The 2,143-nt window shown below is 29.6% G+C and carries 4 protein-coding genes; 3 read left to right on the plus strand and 1 reads right to left on the minus strand.

Annotation, left to right across the window (positions count from 1 at the left end):
• Nucleotides 1–43 precede the first annotated feature (43 nt).
• Complete coding sequence (locus AC5LAX_RS04335; protein WP_493263642.1) at nucleotides 44–583, plus strand: Rpn family recombination-promoting nuclease/putative transposase; 540 nt, start codon at nucleotides 44–46, stop codon at nucleotides 581–583.
• 97 nt (nucleotides 584–680) lie between these two features.
• Here the strand turns inward: AC5LAX_RS04335 and AC5LAX_RS04340 are convergent, their stop codons facing one another.
• Nucleotides 681–1,274 carry a GH25 family lysozyme gene (locus tag AC5LAX_RS04340; protein WP_288909141.1) on the minus strand — a complete coding sequence of 198 codons (594 nt, stop codon included), beginning with the start codon at nucleotides 1,272–1,274 and terminating at the stop codon, nucleotides 681–683.
• Between the two features lie 206 nt (nucleotides 1,275–1,480).
• Here AC5LAX_RS04340 and AC5LAX_RS04345 point away from each other — a divergent pair, with 206 nt between their 5' ends.
• Complete coding sequence (locus AC5LAX_RS04345; protein ID WP_278849804.1) at nucleotides 1,481–1,717, plus strand: helix-turn-helix domain-containing protein; 237 nt, start codon at nucleotides 1,481–1,483, stop codon at nucleotides 1,715–1,717.
• A 233-nt stretch (nucleotides 1,718–1,950) separates the two neighbouring features.
• Nucleotides 1,951–2,143, plus strand: a 193-nt coding sequence (locus tag AC5LAX_RS04350; protein ID WP_493263641.1) for a DUF2922 domain-containing protein, incomplete at its 3' end; no start/stop codon positions are given.

The following is a 2,143-nucleotide window of genomic DNA, read 5'->3' on the forward strand; positions in this document are numbered from 1 at the left end:
GATATAGTAAGACCTGCTATTTTAGTAGGCAAGTATCGTTTGTATCCAAGAATCCCCTGCCTTTAGGCATGGGGAGTATGTCAAAGACCATATAGAGATACATTTTCTAGAATTGCCGAAATTTACTTTGAAGGATATGCGCAAAATAAGAGCGTCAGAAGCATGGCTTGCTTATTTTTCAGGAAAATATAATAAAGAAGAATTGGAGGAAATAGCGATGACAACTCCAGCGATTAAAGAAGCAGTAGAATTTGAAGATACATTTTTACAGGATAAAATAGAACGTAGAGCATATGAACAAAGGGAAAAAGCGATAAGAGATTATTATTCATATATAAGTGCATTTAAAGAAGAAGGATTAGAGCAAGGAATGAAGGAAGGTTTAAAACAAGGTTTAAAACAAGGATTAGAGCAAGGATTACAACAAGGTTTAGAACAAGGTTTGAAAAAAGGTTTACAGGAAAATAAAATTCAAAATGTGGTTAATGGATTAAAAGAAGGTATTGATATTAATATTATTGCTAAGATAACTAAGGTATCCATTCAAGATATTGAAAAAATAAAGATGGAGTTTAATTTATAATTTTAGAAAAAAACTGCACCTCTAAAAGTTGTTTTATATCCAATTTTTAGGGTGCAGTTTAATTTTTATCTATGATTTACAATTTTTGATTATAGTATTATGCATAATAAATATTGCAATCAAGTATCATATCATCTATTTGCTTATGATCTGTGTATTGCCATATCTTACAAATACGATTGGGATATTCAAGTTTAAAGCTGTTTTCATGGTAATATTGGGCAGACCAGATGGGAATATAATCGGCTAGGAGATTTAAGTCAATGATATTAATGAGCCAATTATAGGAACTATATAGACCTACATAATTATAATCTAGTTCGTTTAATCGGTTGATGAAGTTGCCAATCATATAGGCTACATTAATCTTGTTTTTGAGCATGGATTTATCTTCTGCATCATACCAAATGCCAAGTGACGGATTTTGTCCGTTGAGATATGTTTTGATTTGTTTATCTACCCAATTAGCTTCTGCTATAGCTTCATCAATTGTTGAAGCATGAGCATAATAATATATGCCATAGGGCAGATTATAAGTTACAGCATTATTTACATGTGAGATAAATATTTCATCTAGATAATTGTATTCACCTATTTTGATGATAACGCCTTGAATAGTATTTGTCTTTAGTTTTTGCCAATTGAGTTTTTCTTGCCAAGCTGAGATATCTACTACTTGAAAATTTTGCATAAGTAATCACTCCTTTAATGATTTACTTGCAGTTTAAAGGAAGAAATTAAACCTTTTAAGCAAATTTGGGAAAAATTTTTGTTATTTTTATAAAAATTTACGATATGTCGAATACATTTTATTTTTATAAGAGTATAATATAGTTAATCTTTGAAAGAAAAGGGTTGATTATAATGCTACTTATAAAGGCAGTAGATTATAGGATTTTGGAATTATGTAAGGCTTATAATTTGAGCATAAATGGCTTAGCAAATAAAGCAGGAATGCCACCTTCAACTGTGGCTAGCTTATTAAGTGAAAAAAGTCGTAATCCTACAGAAGATACTATTTTTAAAATTTGTATTGGTTTTGGTATGAGAATGGATAAATTTTACGCCTCGAATTTATTTGACATTAAAAATATAAGTTTAGAAAATACTTCGCAGAAAATATATAAAGTTTAAATTCATAACTGCACATATAGCGAAAGGCAAACTATTATGTAATTTTGGATAATAGTTTGCCTTTTTTTATTTGCTAAGAAAAAATTTTTGATTTGGGGGTTGATTTTTACCATCTAAGTTGCAAGTAAATAAGTGTAAGGAGTTGATAAGATGAATAAGAAACGGCGGCAAAGGTTTTTATCAATCAAAGCTATGATGTATTTTTAAATTTTAAAATTAAGGAGTGATTTTTAATGGCAGATACACGCAAATTAACAATGGTATTTACTTTAGATAATGGAGACGATTTTAAATATAATTTAGCAGACCCTAAAGATGAATTGACAAAGAGCGAAGTTGATGTAGTCATGCAGAAAATGATTGATACACAGGCGATTATCAAAGATAATCATAAGGCGACAGCGATTAAAGAAGCATATATCACAA

This window comes from Megamonas sp. (assembly GCF_986095205.1).

What these genes read in the sequence shown, in the direction of transcription:
- AC5LAX_RS04340 (WP_288909141.1), bottom strand. Translation starts at nt 1,274, where the DNA reads ATGCAAAATTTTCAAGTAGTAGATATCTCAGCTTGGCAAGAAAAACTC.